The sequence below is a fragment of the Kribbella italica genome (genome assembly GCF_014205135.1).
Classification (GTDB): domain Bacteria; phylum Actinomycetota; class Actinomycetes; order Propionibacteriales; family Kribbellaceae; genus Kribbella; species Kribbella italica.
In genome coordinates, this window is sequence record NZ_JACHMY010000001.1 from 7,050,809 (window position 1) to 7,070,962 (window position 20,154).

At 69.9% G+C, this 20,154-nt stretch carries 14 protein-coding genes; 9 read left to right on the plus strand and 5 right to left on the minus strand.

Annotation, left to right across the window (positions count from 1 at the left end; all coding sequences use genetic code 11):
* Nucleotides 1–40: 40 nt before the first annotated feature.
* The 4 genes from HDA39_RS32915 to HDA39_RS32930 all read right to left on the minus strand — a co-directional run bounded on the left by HDA39_RS32915 (nt 41) and on the right by HDA39_RS32930 (nt 8,313).
* Nucleotides 41–1,600 (minus strand): GGDEF domain-containing protein, encoded by a 1,560-nt coding sequence (locus HDA39_RS32915; protein ID WP_337925996.1) that lies wholly within the window; start codon nt 1,598–1,600, stop codon nt 41–43.
* 17 nt (nt 1,601–1,617) lie between these two features.
* A complete protein-coding gene (locus HDA39_RS32920; RefSeq protein ID WP_184801860.1) occupies nt 1,618–3,177 on the minus strand; it encodes a GGDEF domain-containing protein in 1,560 nt (519 codons plus the stop codon).
* 159 nt (nt 3,178–3,336) lie between these two features.
* Entirely contained in the window at nt 3,337–4,641 is a 1,305-nt protein-coding gene (locus tag HDA39_RS32925; RefSeq protein WP_202893187.1) for a cytochrome P450, read from the minus strand.
* Between the two features lie 396 nt (nt 4,642–5,037).
* Complete coding sequence (locus tag HDA39_RS32930) at nt 5,038–8,313, minus strand: TIM-barrel domain-containing protein (protein ID WP_202893188.1); 3,276 nt, start codon at nt 8,311–8,313, stop codon at nt 5,038–5,040.
* Nucleotides 8,314–8,465: 152 nt separating this feature from the next.
* Between HDA39_RS32930 and HDA39_RS32935 the strand changes: the two genes are divergently transcribed.
* The 9 genes from HDA39_RS32935 to HDA39_RS32975 all read left to right on the plus strand — a co-directional run bounded on the left by HDA39_RS32935 (nt 8,466) and on the right by HDA39_RS32975 (nt 19,462).
* Entirely contained in the window at nt 8,466–9,743 is a 1,278-nt protein-coding gene (locus tag HDA39_RS32935; protein WP_184801864.1) for an alpha/beta hydrolase family protein, read from the plus strand.
* 74 nt (nt 9,744–9,817) lie between these two features.
* Nucleotides 9,818–11,086 (plus strand): alpha/beta hydrolase family protein, encoded by a 1,269-nt coding sequence (locus HDA39_RS32940; RefSeq protein WP_184801866.1) that lies wholly within the window; start codon nt 9,818–9,820, stop codon nt 11,084–11,086.
* A 291-nt stretch (nt 11,087–11,377) separates the two neighbouring features.
* Nucleotides 11,378–14,125: a type I DNA topoisomerase gene (gene topA / locus HDA39_RS32945; RefSeq protein WP_184801868.1), complete on the plus strand. Its 2,748-nt coding sequence runs from the start codon at nt 11,378–11,380 to the stop codon at nt 14,123–14,125.
* 11 nt (nt 14,126–14,136) lie between these two features.
* The gene (locus HDA39_RS32950; protein WP_184801870.1) at nt 14,137–14,595 is read left to right on the plus strand and encodes a Fur family transcriptional regulator; all 459 of its coding nucleotides are present in this window, start codon (nt 14,137–14,139) and stop codon (nt 14,593–14,595) included.
* 92 nt (nt 14,596–14,687) lie between these two features.
* Nucleotides 14,688–15,482, plus strand: coding sequence for a hypothetical protein (locus HDA39_RS32955; protein ID WP_202893189.1), 795 nt, complete (start codon nt 14,688–14,690; stop codon nt 15,480–15,482).
* A gap of 80 nt (nt 15,483–15,562) precedes the next feature.
* Nucleotides 15,563–18,355, plus strand: coding sequence for a glycoside hydrolase family 2 TIM barrel-domain containing protein (locus tag HDA39_RS32960; RefSeq protein ID WP_337925997.1), 2,793 nt, complete (start codon nt 15,563–15,565; stop codon nt 18,353–18,355).
* Between the two features lie 152 nt (nt 18,356–18,507).
* Nucleotides 18,508–18,675, plus strand: a complete 168-nt coding sequence (locus tag HDA39_RS32965) for a hypothetical protein (RefSeq protein WP_184801872.1) — start codon at nt 18,508–18,510, stop codon at nt 18,673–18,675.
* A 59-nt stretch (nt 18,676–18,734) separates the two neighbouring features.
* Nucleotides 18,735–19,109 carry a DUF4913 domain-containing protein gene (locus tag HDA39_RS32970; protein ID WP_184801874.1) on the plus strand — a complete coding sequence of 125 codons (375 nt, stop codon included), beginning with the start codon at nt 18,735–18,737 and terminating at the stop codon, nt 19,107–19,109.
* 65 nt (nt 19,110–19,174) lie between these two features.
* Nucleotides 19,175–19,462: a putative quinol monooxygenase gene (locus HDA39_RS32975; RefSeq protein ID WP_184801876.1), complete on the plus strand. Its 288-nt coding sequence runs from the start codon at nt 19,175–19,177 to the stop codon at nt 19,460–19,462.
* A 20-nt stretch (nt 19,463–19,482) separates the two neighbouring features.
* Here the strand turns inward: HDA39_RS32975 and HDA39_RS32980 are convergent, their stop codons facing one another.
* Entirely contained in the window at nt 19,483–20,076 is a 594-nt protein-coding gene (locus tag HDA39_RS32980; protein ID WP_184801878.1) for a biotin transporter BioY, read from the minus strand.
* Nucleotides 20,077–20,154 lie beyond the last annotated feature (78 nt).

Sequence of the window (20,154 nt, forward strand, 5' to 3'; positions counted from 1 at the left end):
GGTCTCGCGCCGGCCGCGCCGAGGGCCTGACAGCAAACGGTCAGCGGCGGCGGTTGCGCTTCTCGGCGTACATGCGGCGGTCGGCCTCGGTGAGGAGTTCGGTGATCGGGACTCCGTCGGTGCTGGAGGCCTGGCCGATGCTGAGGCGGAGCATGCCGAACCAGGGCTCGGCGGCGCTCGCGGCGACGCGTTCGGCGGCGGTGCGGATGCGTTCGACCAGTTCGCGGGCGCCGCGTTCGTCGGGGTTGTCGAGCACGACGACGAACTCGTCGCCGCCGGCCCGGACCACCACGTCCTCGGCGCGTGACTGCTCGGTGAGCAGTTGGGCGACGCGGCGCAGCACCTCGTCGCCGGAGGCGTGGCCGTGGCTGTCGTTGACGACCTTGAGGTTGTCGACGTCGATCGCGATCACGGCGATCGAGCGGCCGGAGTCCAGCGCGGCGCTCATCCGCTCGTCCAGAGCCCGTCGGTTGCCCACGCCGGTCAGCGGGTCCTCTCGAGCGGCACGCCACTCGGCGTCGTGCCGGATGGACAGCTCGTGCGATGCCAAGGCGCTGCGTACGGCGTACAGACCGCGCAGCCGCTCGGCCCACCAGCCCCTGGTGATGGCGCGTGCGTACTGCAGTCCAGCAGCCGCGCCGGCGTCACCGGAGTCAGCAACGATCTGTACGGCGGTGTGCCGGACCAGCGCCTCGACCGGCGGGTCCGACGTCGGCGGCAGGTCGGTGCCGGCGTGGGCGGCCGCTTCGATCGCGTTGTCGAGCTGGCCGAGCGCCGCGTAGGTCTTGGCCAGGTAGGCCCCGGCGATCGCGGCCAGCTCCAGGTCCCCGAGCTTGGCGAGCTGGTCCCGGCAGTCCTTGAGGATCACCGCCGCCTCGGCCGGCTCGGCGTCCCAGTTGCTCGCCGCGAGCCACATCCGCCCGGCCATCGGCCAGTAGCCCAGCAGATCCGCGCCGACGATCGCCTGGTTCGCGTCGGCCGCCCAGCGCCGGGCCTCGGACCGCCGTACCGCGATCTGCTCGTCGTACGACGAGTCGCCCAGCCGCTCCATCTCGTGGGCCCAGCGCAGGTTGGACTCGGCCAGGTTGAGCCGGTCGATCACCGGCGCCTCCGGCAGCCCGAGCGGGTCGCTCATGGTCGCGGCGGCTTCCTCGAAGTGCGGGATGCACAGCTCGAACAGCCTGAGCAGGTCGTAGGCGTAGCCGAGGCCGGTGTGCGCCCAGCTGGCCAGGCCGGCGTCGTGCGTGCGGGACAGGGCGTTCTCGGCCGCCACGAGGTCGGTGACCGAGTCGCCGCCCTCGCCGGTCCGGATCAGCGTGACGATCCGCAGCGCGAGCGCGTTCGCCTCCCAGCCGGGTTCGTCGATCGTGCGGGCGATCCGGATGCAGCCGTCGACCGCGTCCAGCGCCTCCTCGGCGTCGGTGCCGTGGTGGGCCGCGACGGCCCGGACGTACTCGGCCGCGGCCCGTTCCGGCGTCGGCTCAGGCCCGAGGTCGGTCAGCAGCCGGTGGATGTCCAGCATCGCCTCGGCCGGACTGCCCGACTGGGCTCGCGCCATCGCCGCTGCGATCCGCGCGGTCACCCCCGACGTCTCCCGCACCCACCCTCCACTCTCACTCACCTGTTGCGGCGTTTGTCCTCGTACAGCCGGCTGTCGGCCAGTGGGACGAGCCGGTCGACCGGTACCCCTTCGGCGGTCGCCGCGTACCCGATGCTCAGGCCCAGCTCGGCCAGCCAGGGTTTGGCCGTCCCCGCCGCGATCCCGGCCACCGCCGCCCGGATCCGCTCGGCCAGCTGGTACCCGCCCTTCGCGTCCGGCTGGTCCAGCACCACGAAGAACTCGTCGCCTCCCGATCGAATCACAGCGTCGGTCGACCGGGCCTGTTCTACCAGGAGGTTTGCCACAACCTGCAGCAATTCGTCCCCGCAGGCGTGCCCGAAGGTGTCGTTGACGATCTTCAGCCGGTCCACGTCGAGGGCCAGCAGCGTGACCGCGCGCTGCGAGTCGCGGGCCGCGGTCAGCCGCTCGTCCATCGCCCGGCGGTTGCCGATCCCGGTCAGCGGGTCCTGCCGGGCCGCGTGCCACTCGGCGTCGTGCCGCGCGGACAGGTCGTGCGCGTCCAGTGCGTACCGTACGGCGTTCAGCGCGCGCCGTCGTTCCTTCCACCAGGCCCGCGCCACGGAGTGCGCATAATCCAACCCTGCAAGGGCTCCTGGGTCACCGGCGACAGCGGCCAGCTCCGACCTGATCTGCAGGACCAGCATCTGCGTCGCCGGATCGGCCAACGGGATCAGGTCGTCGACCGCCCGGGCAGCGGCCGCCTGCGCCTTCTCCAGCTCACCCGAACGCTCCAAAGCCCTTGCCAGGTAGGCCCCAGCGATCGCCAGCCGCTCTGTTTCGCCCAGCTTGCTGATCTGGTCGCGGCACTCGATCAGCTCGTCCGCGGCGGCCGCCGGGTCGTCGACGGTCCGCGCCGCCGCCAGCCAGAGCCGCGCACTCACCCGCCAGTACTCCTGGTTCTCGTCGTCGACGATGACCCGGGTGGCGTCCCTCGCCCAGTACGCCGCCGACGCGAGCCGCTCCCGAATCTCCTGCTGGTACGACGGATCGCCGAGCCGCTCCAGCTCGTGCGTCCACCGCAGGTAGGTCTCGGCGAGGTTCAGCCGGTCGATCGCCTCCGACTCGGCCAGCTCGAACACGTCGGCGTCGGTCTGCGTCGCGGCCTCGTAGTGCGGGATGCACAGCTCGAACAACCGCAGTACGTCGTACGCGTAGCCGAGGCCGGTGTGCGCCCAGGCGGCGAGCCCGGCGTCCGTCGTACGGCTGAGTGCTGCTTCGGCCGCGACCAGGTCGGCCACCGTGTCGCCGCCGCGACCGCTGCGGGCCAGGTTGATGATCCTGATCGGGAAGGCGTTCGCCTCCCAGCCGGGCTCGTCGATCGCGCGGGCGACGTCCAGACAGGCGTCGACCGCCGCGAGGGCCTCGTCGGCGTCGCTGGCGTGGTGCGCGGTGACGCCGCGCACGTACTCCGCGGCGGCCAGCGCGTAGCTCGGATCCGGACCGAGCTCGGTCCGGATCGCCTCGATCTCCACGGCCGCGGCGTGGTGGCCACCGGACTGTGCCAGCGTCATCGCCGCCGCGATCCGGGCGGTGTGTGGACCCCCGTCCATCCCCATGGTGCTGCAGGCCCTCCTGGTCCGGTCCAGCTCGCAGGGTCGAGCCGGACCGCCCATTGTGGTCCTGAGTGACCGCGCTGTCACGGGGTCAGCTGATTACCGGTCCCTGACTTGACGGAGTCTTACGAATCCAGTGCGTCACCAGGGAGAGTGAAACGTTCAGCCGGCCGCTTGACGGCTGCCGGCCGTCGCGTGCAGCTGGACCGGCAGCGACTCGACGCCGTACACGATCGAGAAGTCGCGGAAGCGCAGCTGCTCCTCGGCGACCGCGAGCGACAGGTCGGGGAAACGGTGGGCCAGCGCGGTGAACGCGGCGCGCAGTTCCATGCGGGCCAGCTCGGCGCCGACGCAGCGGTGCATGCCGTGCCCGAACGCGAGGTGCGCGGCGGGGACCCGCTCGGGCCAGAAGCTCTCGGCGTTCGGGCCGAAGATCTCCTTGTCCCGGTCGGCGCCGGACAGCGACACCGCGACCAGGTCGCCCTTCTTCACCTGGTGGCCGAACAGTTCCTGGTCGTGCTTGGCGAACCGCGGGAACGCGACCTGTACGACGGTCAGGTAGCGCAGCAGCTCCTCGACGATCGCGTCGACCGCGCCCGGCTCGTTCCGGATCCGGGCGAAGTTCTCCGGGTCGCGCAGCAGCACCAGCGTGCCGAGCGCGAGCATGCTGGCCGAGGTCTCGTACCCGCCGAGGAAGACGCCGTCGGCCAGGCCGCCGAGCTCGATGTCGTCGATGCTGTCGCCCTGCTCGCGGATGATCGAGCCGATCAGGCCGTCACCGGGGTTCTTGCGCTGCTTGCGGACGATCTCGAACAGGAAGTCGCGCGACTCGCTCGCCGAGCCGAACACGCCGATCCCGCCGCCGGACAGGTCGAACCGGGCCGGGCCGAGCGCGCGGAACCGGTCGCGGTCGTCCTCCTCGACGCCGAGCAGATCGGCGATCAGCAGGAACGGCACGTTGAAGGCGAAGTCCGCGACGATGTCGGCGACCGGGCCCTTGGCCTCCATCAGGTCGAGCTGGTCGTTGACGATCTTCTCGATCGCCGGCTCCAGCCGGGCCAGCCGGCGCTTGGTGAACTCCGGCGTGAGCAGCTTGCGCAGGCGGGTGTGGTCCGGCGGGTCGGTGAAGCCCAGGCCCCCGATGCCCTCGGACGGCTTGTTCGGGTCCGAGGCGATCAGCGGGCGGATGTCGTTGCTGAAGTTGGTGCTGTCGGCCAGTACGGCCTTGGCCTCGGCGTACCCGCTGACCATGAACACGTTCATGCCGAACAGGTGGGCCAGCTTGTGCACCGGCTCCGTCTCGCGGATCCGTTCCATCTCCGGCACCGGGTCGAGCCCGTTGCGGCGCAGCGGCATCGACACCTGACGGGGGAACATCTTCATCTTCGACAGGTCCAGACCACCCCTGCGGCTGGTCCTGTTCAGCAGCCGGCTGCCGACCCACTTCTTCAGGTATGTCGCAACCATGACTCCCACGCGCCCTCTCTGCAACAGCTGCCCGGCAACGGCTTTCGTCTGCTTCGAAAGTAGCCGTCACGAGGACCAGCACCGATGGTGTTTGCACCACTTGGATGGTGGCGCTGGCACCACCATGGGAGGGGGCCATGGCCGTACCAGCACGAAGCGTGTCATGCCGGAGGGCCTGGTTGCCACCGGAACCCACCTGTTGTTCCCCCTGACTGGCGGGCAGGTGGGTTCCGGGGGTGGTCTCAGGGAAAGTCCAGCCGAAAGACGGTTGCGCTCTCCCGCGTTGCCCTTTCGGTCAGGAGTCCTCGCAGGTCAGCCGCGCGCCGGCAGATCCGGTGTGTGCTTCACCACACGGCCGACGGTGGTTGCCCTTGCATACTGCGTCCCGGCCAATTGCTACTTGTCCGCGAGGGTGGCGGCGAAGAAGCCGAGTCCGCCGGCGGGGAGCTTGATGGCCTTGGCGGTCTTGCCTGTGGTCAGTGGTACAGCGGTGTAGAAGACCCGGTAGTCGGTGGTCGTGTTGGCCAGGCCGCTCGCGGTGTAGCGGCCCTTCACCGACACTGCTTCCTTGGCGCCGCCGGTGGTGGGGTCCTGGCAGCACCAGTTCGGTAGTTGCAGCGGTGCCTGGGACTCGGTGCCATCGGTGTAGACGACGGTGACGTTGCCCTTGGCATTCAAGCTGGCCCCGGCACCGAGCAGTGCCAGGTGCGAACCGGTACCGGACACCAGGATCGGCGCGGACTGGTCCTTCACCAGGTTCGCCGTACCGGGAGCTCCGGTCGGCCAGGTGAACTCTGCGCCCTGGACGGTGACCTTGGCGCCTGGGGCGTATCCAGCGGTGGCGAGTGCTTCACCGTTGAAGCTGTTGCCGGCGCCGTCGAAGTTGCCCTGGGCATAGGTGTTCGCGTCCGTCACGCCGACCACGTTCGCCGCCTGGGACAGCGATGCGTACGGCAACTGGGCGGTCGCGACCGTGCTGTTCCTGTACGACGCGTTGCCCACCTTGTACGTCGCGTCGAGCCGCAGCGTGAACGAGGCCGGTTTCACGGACGCGGCCGGTGTCACCTGGAGCTTGGTGGTGACGGTCTTGCCCGGGTCGACCTTGGCGAACGTGCTGCTCCCGGTGGCGGTCCAGCCGGCCGGGAGGTTCGGGACCAGCCGGACGTCGCGCATGGTCGTCGTACCGGCGTTCTTGAAGGTGGCCGTGACCTCAGTGGCCTGGCCGGGGGCGTTCCAGAGCGACGGGCTGCTGAGCTCCGGAGTGCCGAAGGTGTCCGTGACCGTCCTGCCACCACCGACGGAGGTGGTCTGGGACAGTCGGACCGTGGCGGACTTGCTGGTGGAGATCGCAGTGGTCTTCACCAGGACGACGCCGTTCTCGTAGTACCAGCCGGAGGAGGCGGCCAGGTAGGCGTTCTTGCTGACCAGCTTGGTGAGCTTGCGGTGGTCGAGCGTCACGTCGCGCGGCGGCGTCCCGGTGTGGACGGTCAGCTCGTACGGACGGGTGCTCGGCTTGCCGGCGTACGAGCCGCGGCTCTCACCGATCTTCACCGTCACGTCGCCGCGACCGGTGGTCGGAGCGTCGACCTGCAGCTTCTGCGTGGCGGACTTGTTCTCCTTGTAGTTGCGGGTGACCCGGTCGTCCTCGTACAGGTCGAACGACGACTTGCCCTCCGGGTAGACGTCGACCGTCAGCCGGTCGCCGAAGCCCTGCTCGGTGGCGGTGTTGATGCCGCTCTTCCACATCGGGACGACGGCGCCCGCCTTGACGAACAGCGGCAGCGTGTCGAGCGGAGCGTGGTAGCCGTTGACCGTCGTCGGGCCCTGGTAGACCTTGCCGGTCCAGTAGTCGATCCAGCGGCCCTTGGGCAGGTAGATGCCGCTCTTCACCTCGTCGGCGCTCCAGCTCGGCGCGACCAGGAACTCCTTGCCGGCCAGGAACTCGTACTTGGCCGCGTCGCCCCAGGTGTTCGGGTCGGTCGGGTACTCCAGCACCAGCGACCGGTTCAGCGGGGCGCCGGTCCGGTGCGCCTCGGCGGCGTACGAGTAGAAGTAGGGCAGCAGCCGCTCGCGCAGCTTGAGGTACTTGCGGTTGATGGCCGTGTACGGCTCGCCGTACGTCCAGGGCTGCTTGTACGCCGGAGTGGCCCACCCCGACATCGTCATCAGCGCCGGCGTGAACGCCTTCCACTGCAGGTCGCGCACGTAGCTGGTGGGGGAGCCGCCGAAGATGCCGTCGATGTCCCCGGCGCTGTAGGCGATACCGGAGTTGCCGGAGCCGGTGATCGCGGGGATCTGCCACTTGATCGCGTCCAGCGAACCGCTGTGGTCGCCGGTCCACTGCACCGCGCAGCGCTGCGCGCCGGCCCAGCCCTCCACCATCCAGGCGAAGCCGCGGGCGTTGCTGTACTGCTCGATGCCGTCGTGCGCGGTGTCGCAGGCGCTCAGCGCGTACCGGTAGCCCGGGCCGACCCAGGCGACGTCCAGCTTGCGTACCCGGACCCCTGCCTCGCCGACCTCGGCCGACTGGCGGTCCAGCGAGGACTGCGTCCACAGACCCATCTGGATGCCGCGCTTGTTCAGTTCCTCGCCGGTCTGCTTCAGCGGGGCGATCTCCCGCTTGCCCCACCAGGTCCCGTCGACCTGCTCGGACTCGGTGTTGTCGGAGTAGCCGCAGCCGTAGTCGTCGTTGACCAGCATCCAGCCGCCGGGCATGTCCTCGTCCCGAAACTTCTGGGCCACCTTCACCGCGTCCAGCGTGGTGGTCTTGTCCGGGTGGACCTTCCAGTCGTTGCTGGGGTCCGGGTCGGTCGCGTAGTGGCCGCGGTTGTAGCAGTCGGAGTCGCCGTACTCGAGCCCGTAGACCGGTGGCATGAACGGCCGGCCGGTCAGCTCGGTGTAGCGGTCCAGCGAGGTCTTGAGGTCGCCGACGAAGTAGTAGGCGTCGAAGCGCTTCTCGTCGTGGCGGGTGACCACCGGCTCGGCGAACGAGTAGCTGCCGGGGGTGAAGGTGTTGCGCAGTACGCCGTACCCGGCGGTGCTCATGTAGTACGGCGAGGCGTTCGGGTTGCCGCCGTCCTCCCAGTTGAAGTCGCGGGAGACGGTGACGGTCTGGTCGCGGTGCGAGAAGCGGCCGTTCTGCATGCCGCCGCCGAAGAACTGCTCGTTCGCGCCGCGACTCAGCGACTGGCTGGCTTCGGTGTCGGTCCAGGACAGCGGTGCGGTTTCCGACCAGACCTGCTGGCCGTTCGACCGGTAGAGGGAGAAGCGTAGCGGGGACTTGTTCGCGCGCACCTCGATCTTGCCGGTGGTCAGCGAGTAGTAACTGCCGCGGTCGCGCCAACTGGTCTTCGGCGTGGCGTAGTCGGTCTTGGCGACGATGTTCGACGCGGGGGCGGTCGGGTCGGTCGGCGGCGTGTTGGCCGGGTCGGTGAACTCGCCGTCCGGGGCGAGCCAGAGCCGGAACACGTCGTCCTTGACGAAGACCACGCGGACCTTCGCCGGACCGGCGGTCAGCGTGTACGTCGCTTTGTCGGCCGCGAAGGCGGTGACCTTGCCCAGCGAGGTGCCGGCGGTGGGCTCGGCCGACGCCGTGCCGACCAAGGCGCCGGCGAGGACGGCTAAGGCCGTAGTCAGCAGAGCTGAACGTTTAAGGTTTGGAAAGATGCTCACGAAAGCCTCACTTCACGCATCTATGAACAGTTTTGGCTATTGATAACTGATCGGCGTCGCGCTGTCACTAGCTCGGCTGTCATGAAGTTGAGACGGGTCCTCCATCGGACGGTGGATCCCCGGTGACTGTGCGTGAGGCGACGATGTTGCGCATGGCGAACTGTCGAAGGATCAACCAGGCGCTGGTCGGCGTCCTGGCTGCTGCCCTGCTGTCCACGCCGCTGACTGCCTCCGCAGACCCGGAGCCGCAGGACCCCGACTACACGCCGGTCACCTTCGACCTGCCCGCGCCGAGCGGCCGCTACGACCTGGGCACCACCGAGCTGCACCTGGTCGACCAGGACCGGGCCGACTCCACCGCGCCCAGCGGCAAGCGGGAGCTGATGGTCAGCGTCTGGTACCCGGCCGCCGGCATCGGCGGCAACGGCCCGGTCGCCAAGTACATGCCGCCGAAGACCGCCGCGTACGTCGGACGCCAGTGGTCCGAGGCGTTCTGGCTGCCGGGCACCGTGCTCGACTTCGCCAACACCGACACACACGCCCAGGTCGGCGTACCGGTCCGGTCCGGCAAGCACCCGGTCGTCCTGTTCTCGCCGGGCTACCCGTTCAGCCGGTTCCTCAACACCCAGCAGGCCGAGGACCTGGCCAGCCGGGGCTACATCGTGGTCACCATGGACCACACCGGCGAGACGCCGGTCCAGTTCCCCGACGGCCGGTTCGTCCCGGGCCACAACCCGGACGAGCCGCCGACCGCCGAGCTCATCCACGACGTGGTCGACACCCGGACCGCCGACGCGCGGTTCGTGCTGAACCAGCTCGAGCAGGTCGACGCCGGCCGCAACCCGGACGCCGAGCAGCGCGAGCTGCCGCGCGGGCTGCGCAACGGGCTCGACCTTCGCCGTACCGGCATGTTCGGGTACTCGCTCGGCGGCTACACGGCCGCGAACACGATGTTGCAGGACCGGCGCGTGCAGGCCGGGGCGAACCTCGACGGCACGCTGTCCGACAGCAAGGACGACAAGCTGGTCGGCGAGGTCGCCCGGAAGGGGCTGAAGCGCCCGTTCCTGCTCTTCGGCTCCGACACCAGTCAGCGGCTCGACCCGAAGGCGCCGTACTACGACGCGTCCTGGGCCGCGTTCTGGAAGTCCCAGCAGGGCTGGAAGCTGAACCTGCAGCTGAAGGGATCGGAGCACTTCGCGTTCTGCGACTTCCGCTTCGTCTTCGACCAGCTCTTCCACCACGTGTACGGCGAGGACGAGCTGATCCCGATCGCCGTCGGCAAACTGGTCGGCAAGGGCGACGAGGGCCAGGCCGTCACCGCCCAGCGCGACTACCTGGCCGCGTTCTTCGACCAGTTCCTGCGCGGCCGGCCGCAATCCCTGCTGCGCAAGGAGTCCGGCAAGTTCCCGGCGGTGGGCTTCGTCCGCTGAGTCAGCCTTTCGGCGCCGCGAAATCATTCGCTCGGCTGATTCGGTCCGAGCGATCCGGTCGGAAGACTGCGGCCATGACGTTGCGACGCCGAACCCTGCTCACGCTGACCGCGACCGCCCTGACCGCGAGCGCCGTCGGTACCACCTTCGCCCTGAACCCTGATGTCCTCGGCACGGCCAGTGCGGCCATGCCCTCGCCGGCCACGACCGCCTACCGCCCGGAGCTCCCGAAGCCGACCGGCCGCTACTCGATCGGCACCACCGAACTGCACCTGGTCGACCGGGCCCGGAAGGATCCGTGGAGCGGCAGCGGTAAGCCGCGCGAGCTGATGGCGAGCGTCTGGTACCCGGCCGTCCCGGGCAGCGGCGCGCGGACGCCGTACGTGCCGGCCAAGATCGCGGGGCTGCTCGGTGCGGAGCTCACCGAGCCGCTGGGCCTCAAGCCGGAGCAGCTCGACTACGCGGGCGCGTCGACGCACGCCCGGGCCGGCGTACCGGCGCTCGGGCGGCACCCTGTCGTCGTCTACTCGCCCGGCTTCGGCACGTCGCGGCTGATGGGCACCCAGCTGGTCGAGGACCTGGTCAGCCGCGGCTACGTCGTGGTGACGATGGACCACACCGGTGAGGCGCCGGTGCTGTTCCCGGGCGGTCGGGTCGCACCGGCGGTCGTCCGGGTCGAGGAGCTCAAGAAGGCGACGAGCGTCCGGGTCGCCGACACCCGGTACGTGCTCGACCAGCTCCGCAAGCTCGCCTCCGGTGGCAACCCGGACGCCGGGCACCGCAAGCTGCCGAACGGACTGCGCGGGTCGCTGGACCTGCGGCACACCGGGATGCTCGGCTACAGCCTCGGCGGCCTCACCGCCGCGGAGACGATGCTGCGCGACCGGCGGGTTGACGCCGGCGTCAACATGGACGGCACCCTGCAGTACGGCTTCCCGGCCGGCGAGCTGATCGAGTCGGCCAAGCGTGGGCTCGACCGGCCGTTCCTGCTCTTCGGTGGGCAGACCCACACCCACCTGTCCCAGCCGGGCGCGCCGATGAACGACGTCTCCTGGACCACCTTCTGGAACAACCAGCGCGGCTGGAAGCTCGACCTCAACCTGCCCGGCGGTACGCACGCCAGCTTCGCCGACTACCAGTTCTCGGCGCCCGGCCTCGCGCGTCACGCCGGCCTACCGGACGAAGTGGTCGAGGGGCTGCTGGGCACGGTCGACCCGGTCCGCAGCGTTGCGGCCCAACGCGCGTACCTCGGGGCGTACTTCGACCGTTTCCTCAAGGGCCGGCCGCAGCCGTTGCTGTGGAAGGAGTCGCCGCGACACCCCGATGTGAAGTTCGTTCGCTGAGCGGTCAGCGTCTCGGCATGCGGGACTCGCGGGTGCGCGCCTCACGTGCGGGCGGGGTAGGAGGTACGGGAAAGCGCCGGGCGACGCGCTTTCCCGTGCTTTCCGTCACCCGAATGCGGCTCGTGGCGGCGCGACCGGTTACCGTGCGTTGAGAAATGCGTTGCTGTCGGCCGTACTCTGTCTTCGGGCAGGGTCGGTGCTCGGGGTGGTGCTCACGGGGAATGAGCAGTCCGGCCGCAGACGTTGGTTGGCCTACGGGCCAGGTGAAGGCCGCAGACAGCAAGGAGCGCAGTGGCAGGGGCAGCAGGGACCAAGACATCGTCCGGAACCGCGGTAGCGGGCACCGGGCGCCGGCTGGTGATCGTCGAGTCGCCGAAGAAGGCGCGGATGATCGCCGGTTTCCTCGGTGCCGGGTACGTGGTGGAGTCCAGCTTCGGCCACATCCGGGACCTGCCGAAGGGGGCCGACGAGATCCCCGCCAAGTACAAGGGGCTGCCGTGGGCCCGGCTCGGCGTGAACATCGACGACCACTTCGACCCGCTGTACGTCGTACCGGCCGACAAGAAGGCGCAGATTCGCAAGCTCAAGGACCTGCTGAAGGACGCCGACGAGCTCTACCTCGCGACCGATGAGGACCGCGAGGGCGAGGCCATCGCGTGGCACCTGCTGGACGAGCTGAAGCCGAAGATCCCGGTCAAGCGGATGGTCTTCCACGAGATCACGCCGAAGGCGATCCAGGACGCGGTCGGCAGCGCGCGGCAGATCAACGACGCGCTGGTCGACGCCCAGGAGGCCCGGCGGATCCTCGACCGGCTCTACGGCTACGAGGTCTCCCCGGTGCTGTGGAAGAAGGTCATGCCGAAGCTGTCGGCCGGCCGGGTGCAGTCGGTCGCCGTGCGGATGGTGGTCGACCGCGAGCGCGAGCGGATCGCGTTCCGCAGCGCGTCGTACTGGGACCTGGACGCGACGCTGGACGCCGGCGAGGGCAAGACGCCCCGGCTGTTCCCGTCCCGGCTGGTCTCGGTCGACAGCCGGCGGATCGCGCAGGGCCGTGACTTCGCGTCGACCGGTGAGCTGAAGGGCCAGAACACGGTCCACCTGGACGAGTCGACGGCGACCGCGCTGGCCGCGGCGCTGCAGGACTCACAGTTCACGGTGCGTTCGATCGAGTCCAAGCCGTACACCCGCAAGCCGTACGCGCCGTTCCGGACCACCACGCTGCAGCAGGAGGCCGGACGCAAGCTGAACATGTCCGCCTCGCAGACGATGCAGATCGCGCAGCGGCTGTACGAGAACGGCAACATCACCTACATGCGAACCGACAGCGTCACGCTGTCGGACACCGCGATCACCGCGGCCCGGGCCCAGGTCCGCGAGCTGTACGGCGCGTCGTACCTGCCGGACAAGCCGCGGGTCTACACCTCCAAGGTGAAGAACGCCCAGGAAGCGCACGAGGCGATCCGGCCGGCCGGGGAGCAGTTCCAGACCCCGGCGCAGACCGGGCTGTCCGGTGCGGAGTTCCGGCTCTACGAGCTGATCTGGATGCGCACGATCGCGTCCCAGATGAAGGACGCGGCCGGGAACAGCGTCTCGATCAAGATCGACGCCAAGGCCTCGACCGGGGAGAACTGCGAGTTCACCTCGTCGGGCCGGGTGATCACGTTCCACGGGTTCCTCAAGGCGTACGTCGAGGGCGCGGACGACCCGTCGCACGAGACCGACGACCGGGAGACCCAGATCCCCGACGTGGCGCAGGGCGATGTCCTGCCGGCCACCGAGGTGATCGCCTCCGGGCACGAGACCAAGCCGCCGTCGCGCTTCACCGAGGCGACGCTGATCGCCCAGCTGGAAGAGCGCGAGATCGGCCGGCCGTCGACGTACGCGTCGATCCTGGGCACGATCCAGGCCCGCGGGTACGTCTACAAGAAGGGCAACGCGCTGGTTCCGGCGTGGCTGGCCTTCGCCGTCGTCCGGCTGCTGGAGGAGCACTTCACCCGCCTGGTCGACTACGCGTTCACCGCCTCGATGGAGGACGTGCTGGACGACGTCGCCGCCGGGAACCTGCAGCGCGAGGGTGTGCTCGGCCGGTTCTACTTCGGCGACGACGACCTCGAGGGCCTGCAGTCGATGGTCAGCGATCTCGGCGACATCGACGCCCGGGAGATGTCGACCTTCCCGGTCGGCCCGCCGGACAGCGGCATCGTCGTCCGCGTCGGGCGCTACGGCCCGTACGTCGAGGGCCCGGACGAGACCCGCGCGAACGTGCCGGAGGACCTGCCGCCGGACGAGCTCACGGTCGACAAGGCCAAGGAACTGCTCAGCCAGCCGTCGGGTGTCGAGATCGAGCTCGGCGCCGTACCGGACTCCGGCCTGCAGGTGGTCGCGAAGGCGGGCCGCTTCGGTCCGTACGTGACCGAGGTGCTGGCCGAGGACGCGCCGAAGAGCGCCAAGCCGCGGACCGGTTCGCTGCTGAAGTCGATGACGCTGGACACCGTCACCCTGGACGACGCGCTCAAGCTGCTGGCGCTGCCGCGGGTGGTCGGCAAGGACCCGGAGTCCGGTGACGAGATCACCGCGCAGAACGGCCGCTACGGGCCGTACCTGAAGAAGGGCACCGACTCGCGGTCGCTGCAGACCGAGGACCAGATCTTCGACATCACCCTCGACGAGGCGCTGAAGATCTACGCCGAGCCCAAGCAGCGCGGCCGCCGCGCCGCCGCGCCGCCGCTGAAGGAGCTCGGCGAGGACCCGGAGTCCGGCCAGCCGATCGTGGTGAAGGAGGGCCGCTTCGGTCCGTACGTCACCGACGGGGAGACCAACGCGACGCTGCGCAAGGACGACGCGGTCGACAGCATCTCGCTGCTGCGGGCGGCCGAGCTGCTCGCCGACAAGCGGGCCCGCGGTCCGGTGAAGAAGACGGCCAAGAAGTCGCCGGCGAAGAAGAGCACGGCCAAGAAGGCGGCCGCCAAGAAGACGACGACCAAGAAGGCCGCGGCGAAGAAGACGACCGCGAAGAAGGCCGCGGCGAAGAAGTCCTGAGAGACTGGACCATGGCGCCGATCCGGAAAGACACCGGTCCGTTGGGACCGGCCGAGGTGACCGCGCAGCGGCTGCGGGAGCGCGGGGAGCGGGTGACCCCGGCGCGGCTCGCGGTCGTCGAGGTGCTCGCGAACACCGACGAGCACCTCAGCGCGGAGCAGATCGGCGAACGGGCCGAGCAACTCCGGCCGGGCATCCACCGCGCGACCGTCTACCGGGCGCTCGACGCGCTCGGCGAGTTCGGCCTGATCACGCACGTCCACCTCGGCCGCGCCGGTACGACGTACCACCTGTCCGGCGAGCTGGCTCCCCGGCACCTGCACGTGCGCTGCTCCGAGTGCGGCAAGGTGCTCGACGCTCCCGGCGACACGCTCGACCCGACCCGCCGCAAGCTGCAGCGGGATCTCGGCTTCAAGCTCGCCCCGGAACAGGTGGCGCTGGTGGGTGTCTGCTCGGACTGTTCCGGCTGAGCCTGCCGGTAGGTCCGGCTTTCGGCTGGTTTTCGCGCGCGGCGATTGACTTGGCAAGGTCCGGTCGACCCGCCTTCGCCGAAGGAGTTCCCTTGCCGATCACAGCCGCTCTGACCGCTTCAGTTGCCCTGCTGCTGACCGCGGCCGCCGTTCCTGCCGACGCCCGGGGTGGAGGCAGCGTGCCGGCCGACCCGGCTCCCGCCGGGGCGCAGCGACCGTACGAGGCCGAGGTCGCTGGTCCGCGCAACCTCGACCGGCTCGACGTTTCGGTCACCCGTCAGCCCGGGACCCGGCACGGTGTGACGGTCGACTTCGACCGGCGCAGCCGGACCGCCGAGGGCATCACCCCGGCGGGTGCCCGCCGGTTCGTGTTCCTGTTCGATCCGTCGGTCTCGTTCAACCTCAGCGCGTTCCCGACGTGTGCGGCGTCGGTGCTCCGCGCCGGCGGGCCACAGGCCTGTCCGGCCGGTGCGCAGGTCGGGGGCGGAGCCTCCACCAACCTGCAGGGCGTCGAGACGCCGGTGTACCTGCTGAACACCCGGTTCGACAACGGCGAGTTCGGCCTGCTGGTCTCGATCCCGAGCACCGGCGTCGTCCTGGAACAGACGCTCGAGAAGGTCTCCGGTCCCTATCGCGGGGACTACCGGTATGCCTTCGACGAGATCATCCTGCCGACGGCGACACCGCCGCAGAACCGTGCCGGGACCTCACGGTTCCAGCTGTCGTTCGGCGCCACCCGCGAGGTCACCGGGCCGGGCGGTCGCACCCGGAGCGTGAGCCTGGTCGAGAGCCGCGCGTCGTCGTACCGGCCGTTGGAGTTCGGCCTGTGGAGCCAGTTCGTCACCGGCCAGACGATCCTCCCGACGGACACAGCCCGGATCAGCTGACCGTCCGCGGCGGGGGCGACCTGTCCATATCTGTTCATCGGTGTGGATTCGTGAACAGAACAGTCGTAGGGTCGGTGTCTGTGACCTACGACCACAGTTATGTCGAAGACTTCGCCCCCGCCGCCGGAGTGCTGCCCCCGCGGGCCTGGCTGGACGACGACTCCGCCCGGGTCTCGCTGACCGGTGACTGGAGCTTCCGGCTCTCGCCGAGCGTGGCGGACGCGCCCGACGACCTGAAGGACCCGGACACCAGCGGGTGGGACACGATCAGCGTGCCGGGCCACTGGCAGCTGCAGGGGTACGGCGCCCCGGCGTACACGAACGTGGTCTACCCGTTCCCGCTCGAGCCGCCGTTCGTGCCGACCGACAACCCGACCGGCGACTACGTCCGGACCGTCACCGTGCCGGCCGACTTCGCCGGGTCGCGGATCGTGCTGCGGTTCGAGGGCGTGGACTCGCGGTTCGCGCTGCACGTGAACGGCGAGCTCGTGGGCTGGTCGTCCGGCTCGCGGCTGCCGAGTGAGTTCGACCTGACCAACCTGGTGACGCCCGGCCAGGAGGCCCGCGTCGCCGTCCGCGTGCACCAGTGGTCGACCGGTAGCTACGTCGAGGACCAGGACATGTGGTGGCTGTCCGGGATCTTCCGTGAGGTCAACCTGCTCGCGCTGAAGCCGACCGCGCCGACCGACGTGTTCGTGCACGCGGCGTACGACGGTGGCGCCGGCACGCTCAAGGTGGACTCCGACGTCGCCGGGACCGTCGTCGTACCGGAGCTCGGGCTGGAGTTCGCGACCGGTGAGCAGACCGCGGTCGCGCAGGTCGAGCCGTGGAGCGCCGAGAGCCCCAAGCTGTACGACGGGGTCGTGCGCACCGACGGCGGCGAGGTCCGGATCCGGATCGGTTTCCGCACCGTCGCGATCGTCGACGGCGTCTTCACCGTGAACGGCAACCGGGTCCTGTTCAACGGCGTCAACCGGCACGAGGTCCACCCCGACCGCGGCCGCGCGCTGACCGAGCAGGACATGCTGGACGACGTCCTGATCATGAAGCGGGCCGGGATCAACGCCGTCCGCACCAGCCACTACCCGCCGCATCCGCACTTCCTCGACCTGTGCGACCTGCACGGCCTGTACGTCGTCGACGAGTGCGACCTGGAGACCCACGGCTTCGGCTACGAGCCGCAGGCGCCCGACCTGCCGAACCCGGTGATGGACGAGCGCTTCAAGCCCGACCTCGAGCTGCGGATGCGCCGGATGGTCGAGCGGGACAAGAACCACCCGAGCATCGTGCTCTGGTCGCTCGGCAACGAGTGCGGCATGGGCGACAACCTCAAGGCCATGTACGCCGTGGCCAAGGAGCTCGACCCGTCGCGGCCGGTGCACTACGAGCGGGACACGCACGCGGAGTTCGTCGACATCTACTCGCAGATGTACACCTCGCCGGAGGACGTCGCGAAGATCGGCGAGGACCCCACGTCGTACCGGGGACTGCCGTTCATCCTGTGCGAGTACGGCCACGCGATGGGCAACGGGCCGGGCGGGCTGCTGGACTACCGCGAGCTGTTCGAGAAGTACCCGCGCTGCCAGGGCGGCTTCATCTGGGAGTTCATCGACCACGGGCTGCGCAAGAGCGAGGACGGGCAGGAGTTCTACGCCTACGGCGGGGACTTCGGCGAGAGCATCCACGACGGCAACTTCGTCTGCGACGGTCTGCTGTTCCCGGACCGGACGCCGTCGCCGGGCATGCTCGAGTACGTCAAGGTGATCGAGCCGCTGCGTATCGTTGCCGATGGCAATGGTGTGGTGATCGGCAACCGGTACGAGGTGCTCGACACGAGCCACCTGAGCTTCCGGTACGTCGTGGAGGTCCAGGGCGAGCAGGTCGGCGGCGGCGAGCTGTCGGTGCCGCCGATCGCGCCGGGGGAGTCTGCTTCGGTCGAGCTGCCGGTACAGGAGTTCGCCGGCCAGGCCGAAGCCTGGGTGACGGTGATCGCCGAGCTGACGGACGGTACGGCGTGGGCCGAGGCCGGGCACCGGGTCGCGTGGGGTCAGGTGCGGCTGGACGAGCCGGCCGGCCGCTCGACGACCGCGGGCGTCGGCACGGCGGGTACCGCGCCGACCGACGGCGTCGCCGGGGTGCACGGGATCACGGTCGGCGGGGTCACGAACGCGCGCCTCGACGTCTGGCGGGCGCCGACCGACAACGATGCCATCCCGGGGGTCGCCGAGGCCTGGCGCGAGGCCGGCGTACACCGCGTGCAGCACCGGGTCGTCTCGGCGACCACGCACGAGACCGGCTGGAAGGTCGTCACGCGGACGGCGCCGCCCGCGCTGCAGTGGGGTCTGCTCTCGACCTGGGTGTGGAGCCGGCTCGAGGACGGGCTGCACCTGGACCTCACCGTCAAGCCCGAGGGCCAGTTCCCGGCGACCCTGCCGCGGCTGGGCGTCACGTTCGAGCTGCCGAAGGTGGACGGCGTCGAGTGGTTCGGCGCCGGGCCGAACGAGGCGTACGTCGACACCCGGTCGGCCGCCGCGGTCGGCAAGTACTCCGCGACCGTCGCGCAGCTGCAGACGCCGTACGTGCGTCCGCAGGAGAACGGCCACCGCATCGACACCCGCTGGGCCGTTCTGACCGGTGCCGAGGGCACGCTGCGGATCGAGGCGGCTCCGGACCTGTTCGGCCTGACCGTCCGCGACTGGACCAGCGCAGACCTGGAGAACGCCAAGCACACGATCGACGTGAAGCCCGCCACGACGTACGTGACGCTGGACCTCGCGCAGGCGGGCATCGGCTCGAACTCCTGCGGCCCGGCGCTGGCCGACAAGTACAAGCTGCACACCGCCGCGGCGTCGCTGTCGGTGAAGTTCAGCTAGTTGCCCTGGTCATCAGCCTCCGTCGGAGCCCCACTGTTCGACGGAGGCTGAATACTTCCCGGAGCGGGAACCGGCGGGATTCGTGCTTGCGTCCGAGTGGTCGTGCCAACCGGCACAGACCACAAAGACCGTTCCTGAGAAGGGAAACGAGCATGGCGGACTCGCTGGACAACCTGAAGGAGCAGTACCAGAACATCAAGGAGTTCCAGTCCGAGATGCGGAAGTCCGGGTTGTCGGCGAGCAGCCGGCAGATGAAGGACAGCGCCAACCAGCTCGGCAAGCTGGGCAAGAAGATCGAGAAGCTCGAAAAGGGCCGCTGACTCGTCCGTCGCGCTCCCGCCGTCGTGAGACGGCGGGAGCGGATCCCTTGGAGTGATCGATGTCCGAGCAGTACACCCCGTACTTTCCGCACCTCGCGGCCTTCGTGTCGGAGTTCCTGGTGAAGGCCTACGCCCGCAAGCTCGGCCACAGCCACGTCTGGTGCCCGGAGTGGTACCGCCACTTCGAGGCGATGTGCCGCCTCGACGCCCTGTGGCGTTCCTGGGAGTACCTGCGCCAGGACGGCGACACCGGAATGTCGATGTGGTGGCGCGACCACGCCGACCACCACATGACCTTCCTGCTCGACCCGGACGGCCCGTTCGGACCGTGCCGGCGCGAGCACTCCGAGTACCCGATCCCGGACCTCCCGCTGATCGCACCACCGGAAGGCCTGTTCGAGGACGTCCAGGAGCCGGCCGCCCTGCCGGCCTAGCTCTCCTTGTCCGGCAGCGGCCGGTCTGTTCGTCGGTAGGGTGACCAACCCTACGGAGGACTCAGATGCTGATCATCGCCGGACACGTGCAGGTCGATCCCGAACGCCGCGACGAGTACGTCGCCGCCCACGCCGACCTGGTCGGCCGGGCGCGTTCGGCGCCCGGCTGCCTCGATGTCGCGATCACCGCCGACCCGGTCGATCCGGGCCGGGTGAACAACTTCGAGCGGTGGGAGTCGCAGGAGACCCTCGACGCCTGGCGTGCGGTCGCGCGGGCGCCGAGGACCGGGATCGAGTTCCTCGGCGGCGACGTCCAGCTGTACGACGTGGCGGGCGTGCGCCCGCCGTTCTGAACGGGTCAGTCGATCGGTAGTCAGCCGCGCTTGGTGAGCTTCCACAGGCCGGGCAGGGCCGCGCCGGCCACGGCTGCCTTGATCAGGCCACCGACGATGAACGGGGTGAAGCCGGCCGCGATGGCCTCGCCCGCGCTGAGGTGGGCGGTGACGGCCAGCCACGGGACGCCGACGGCGAAGATGATCGCCTGGCCGGCGACGAACAGCGGCAGCGCCTTCCACAGGGCCCGGTCGAGCTGGTGCTTGGCGGCCAGGCCGATCAGGTACGCCGCGGGCAGGAAGCCGACGATGTAGCCGCCGGTCGCGCCGCTGATCACCTCGAAGCCGCCGGAGGCCTCGCTGTAGAACGGCAGGCCGATCGCGCCGAGGACCAGGTAGAGCGCCTGGCCGGCCAGCCCACGGTGCGGGCCGAGCGCGGCCGCGGTCAGTACGACGGCCAGGGTCTGCCCGGTGATCGGCACCGGCGAGCCCGGCACCGGGATCGCGATCTGCGCCAGCGCGGCGGTGAACAGCGCGGCGGTGACGACCAGCGCGAGATCGCGGGTCCGGGACCTGCCCAGTACGTCGGCGAGTACGAGCGGCCGCTGAGCGGGCAGGGGAACGGCGGTGGTCACGAAGCCTCCACATCGGTCGGCAGCCCGGCGTACGGGCGGCCTGGTACGAATCCGGACGCCTCAGTCTGCATCAGCCGG

Excerpts from the sequence above, each read along its gene's own strand:
- HDA39_RS32920 (WP_184801860.1), bottom strand. The coding sequence starts at position 3,177 with ATGGGGATGGACGGGGGTCCACACACCGCCCGGATCGCGGCGGCGATG.
- HDA39_RS32925 (WP_202893187.1), bottom strand. The coding sequence starts at position 4,641 with ATGGTTGCGACATACCTGAAGAAGTGGGTCGGCAGCCGGCTGCTGAAC.
- HDA39_RS32935 (WP_184801864.1), top strand. The coding sequence starts at position 8,466 with ATGGCGAACTGTCGAAGGATCAACCAGGCGCTGGTCGGCGTCCTGGCT.
- HDA39_RS32940 (WP_184801866.1), top strand. The coding sequence starts at position 9,818 with ATGACGTTGCGACGCCGAACCCTGCTCACGCTGACCGCGACCGCCCTG.
- HDA39_RS32950 (WP_184801870.1), top strand. The coding sequence starts at position 14,137 with ATGGCGCCGATCCGGAAAGACACCGGTCCGTTGGGACCGGCCGAGGTG.
- HDA39_RS32965 (WP_184801872.1), top strand. The coding sequence starts at position 18,508 with ATGGCGGACTCGCTGGACAACCTGAAGGAGCAGTACCAGAACATCAAG.
- HDA39_RS32970 (WP_184801874.1), top strand. The coding sequence starts at position 18,735 with ATGTCCGAGCAGTACACCCCGTACTTTCCGCACCTCGCGGCCTTCGTG.
- HDA39_RS32975 (WP_184801876.1), top strand. The coding sequence starts at position 19,175 with ATGCTGATCATCGCCGGACACGTGCAGGTCGATCCCGAACGCCGCGAC.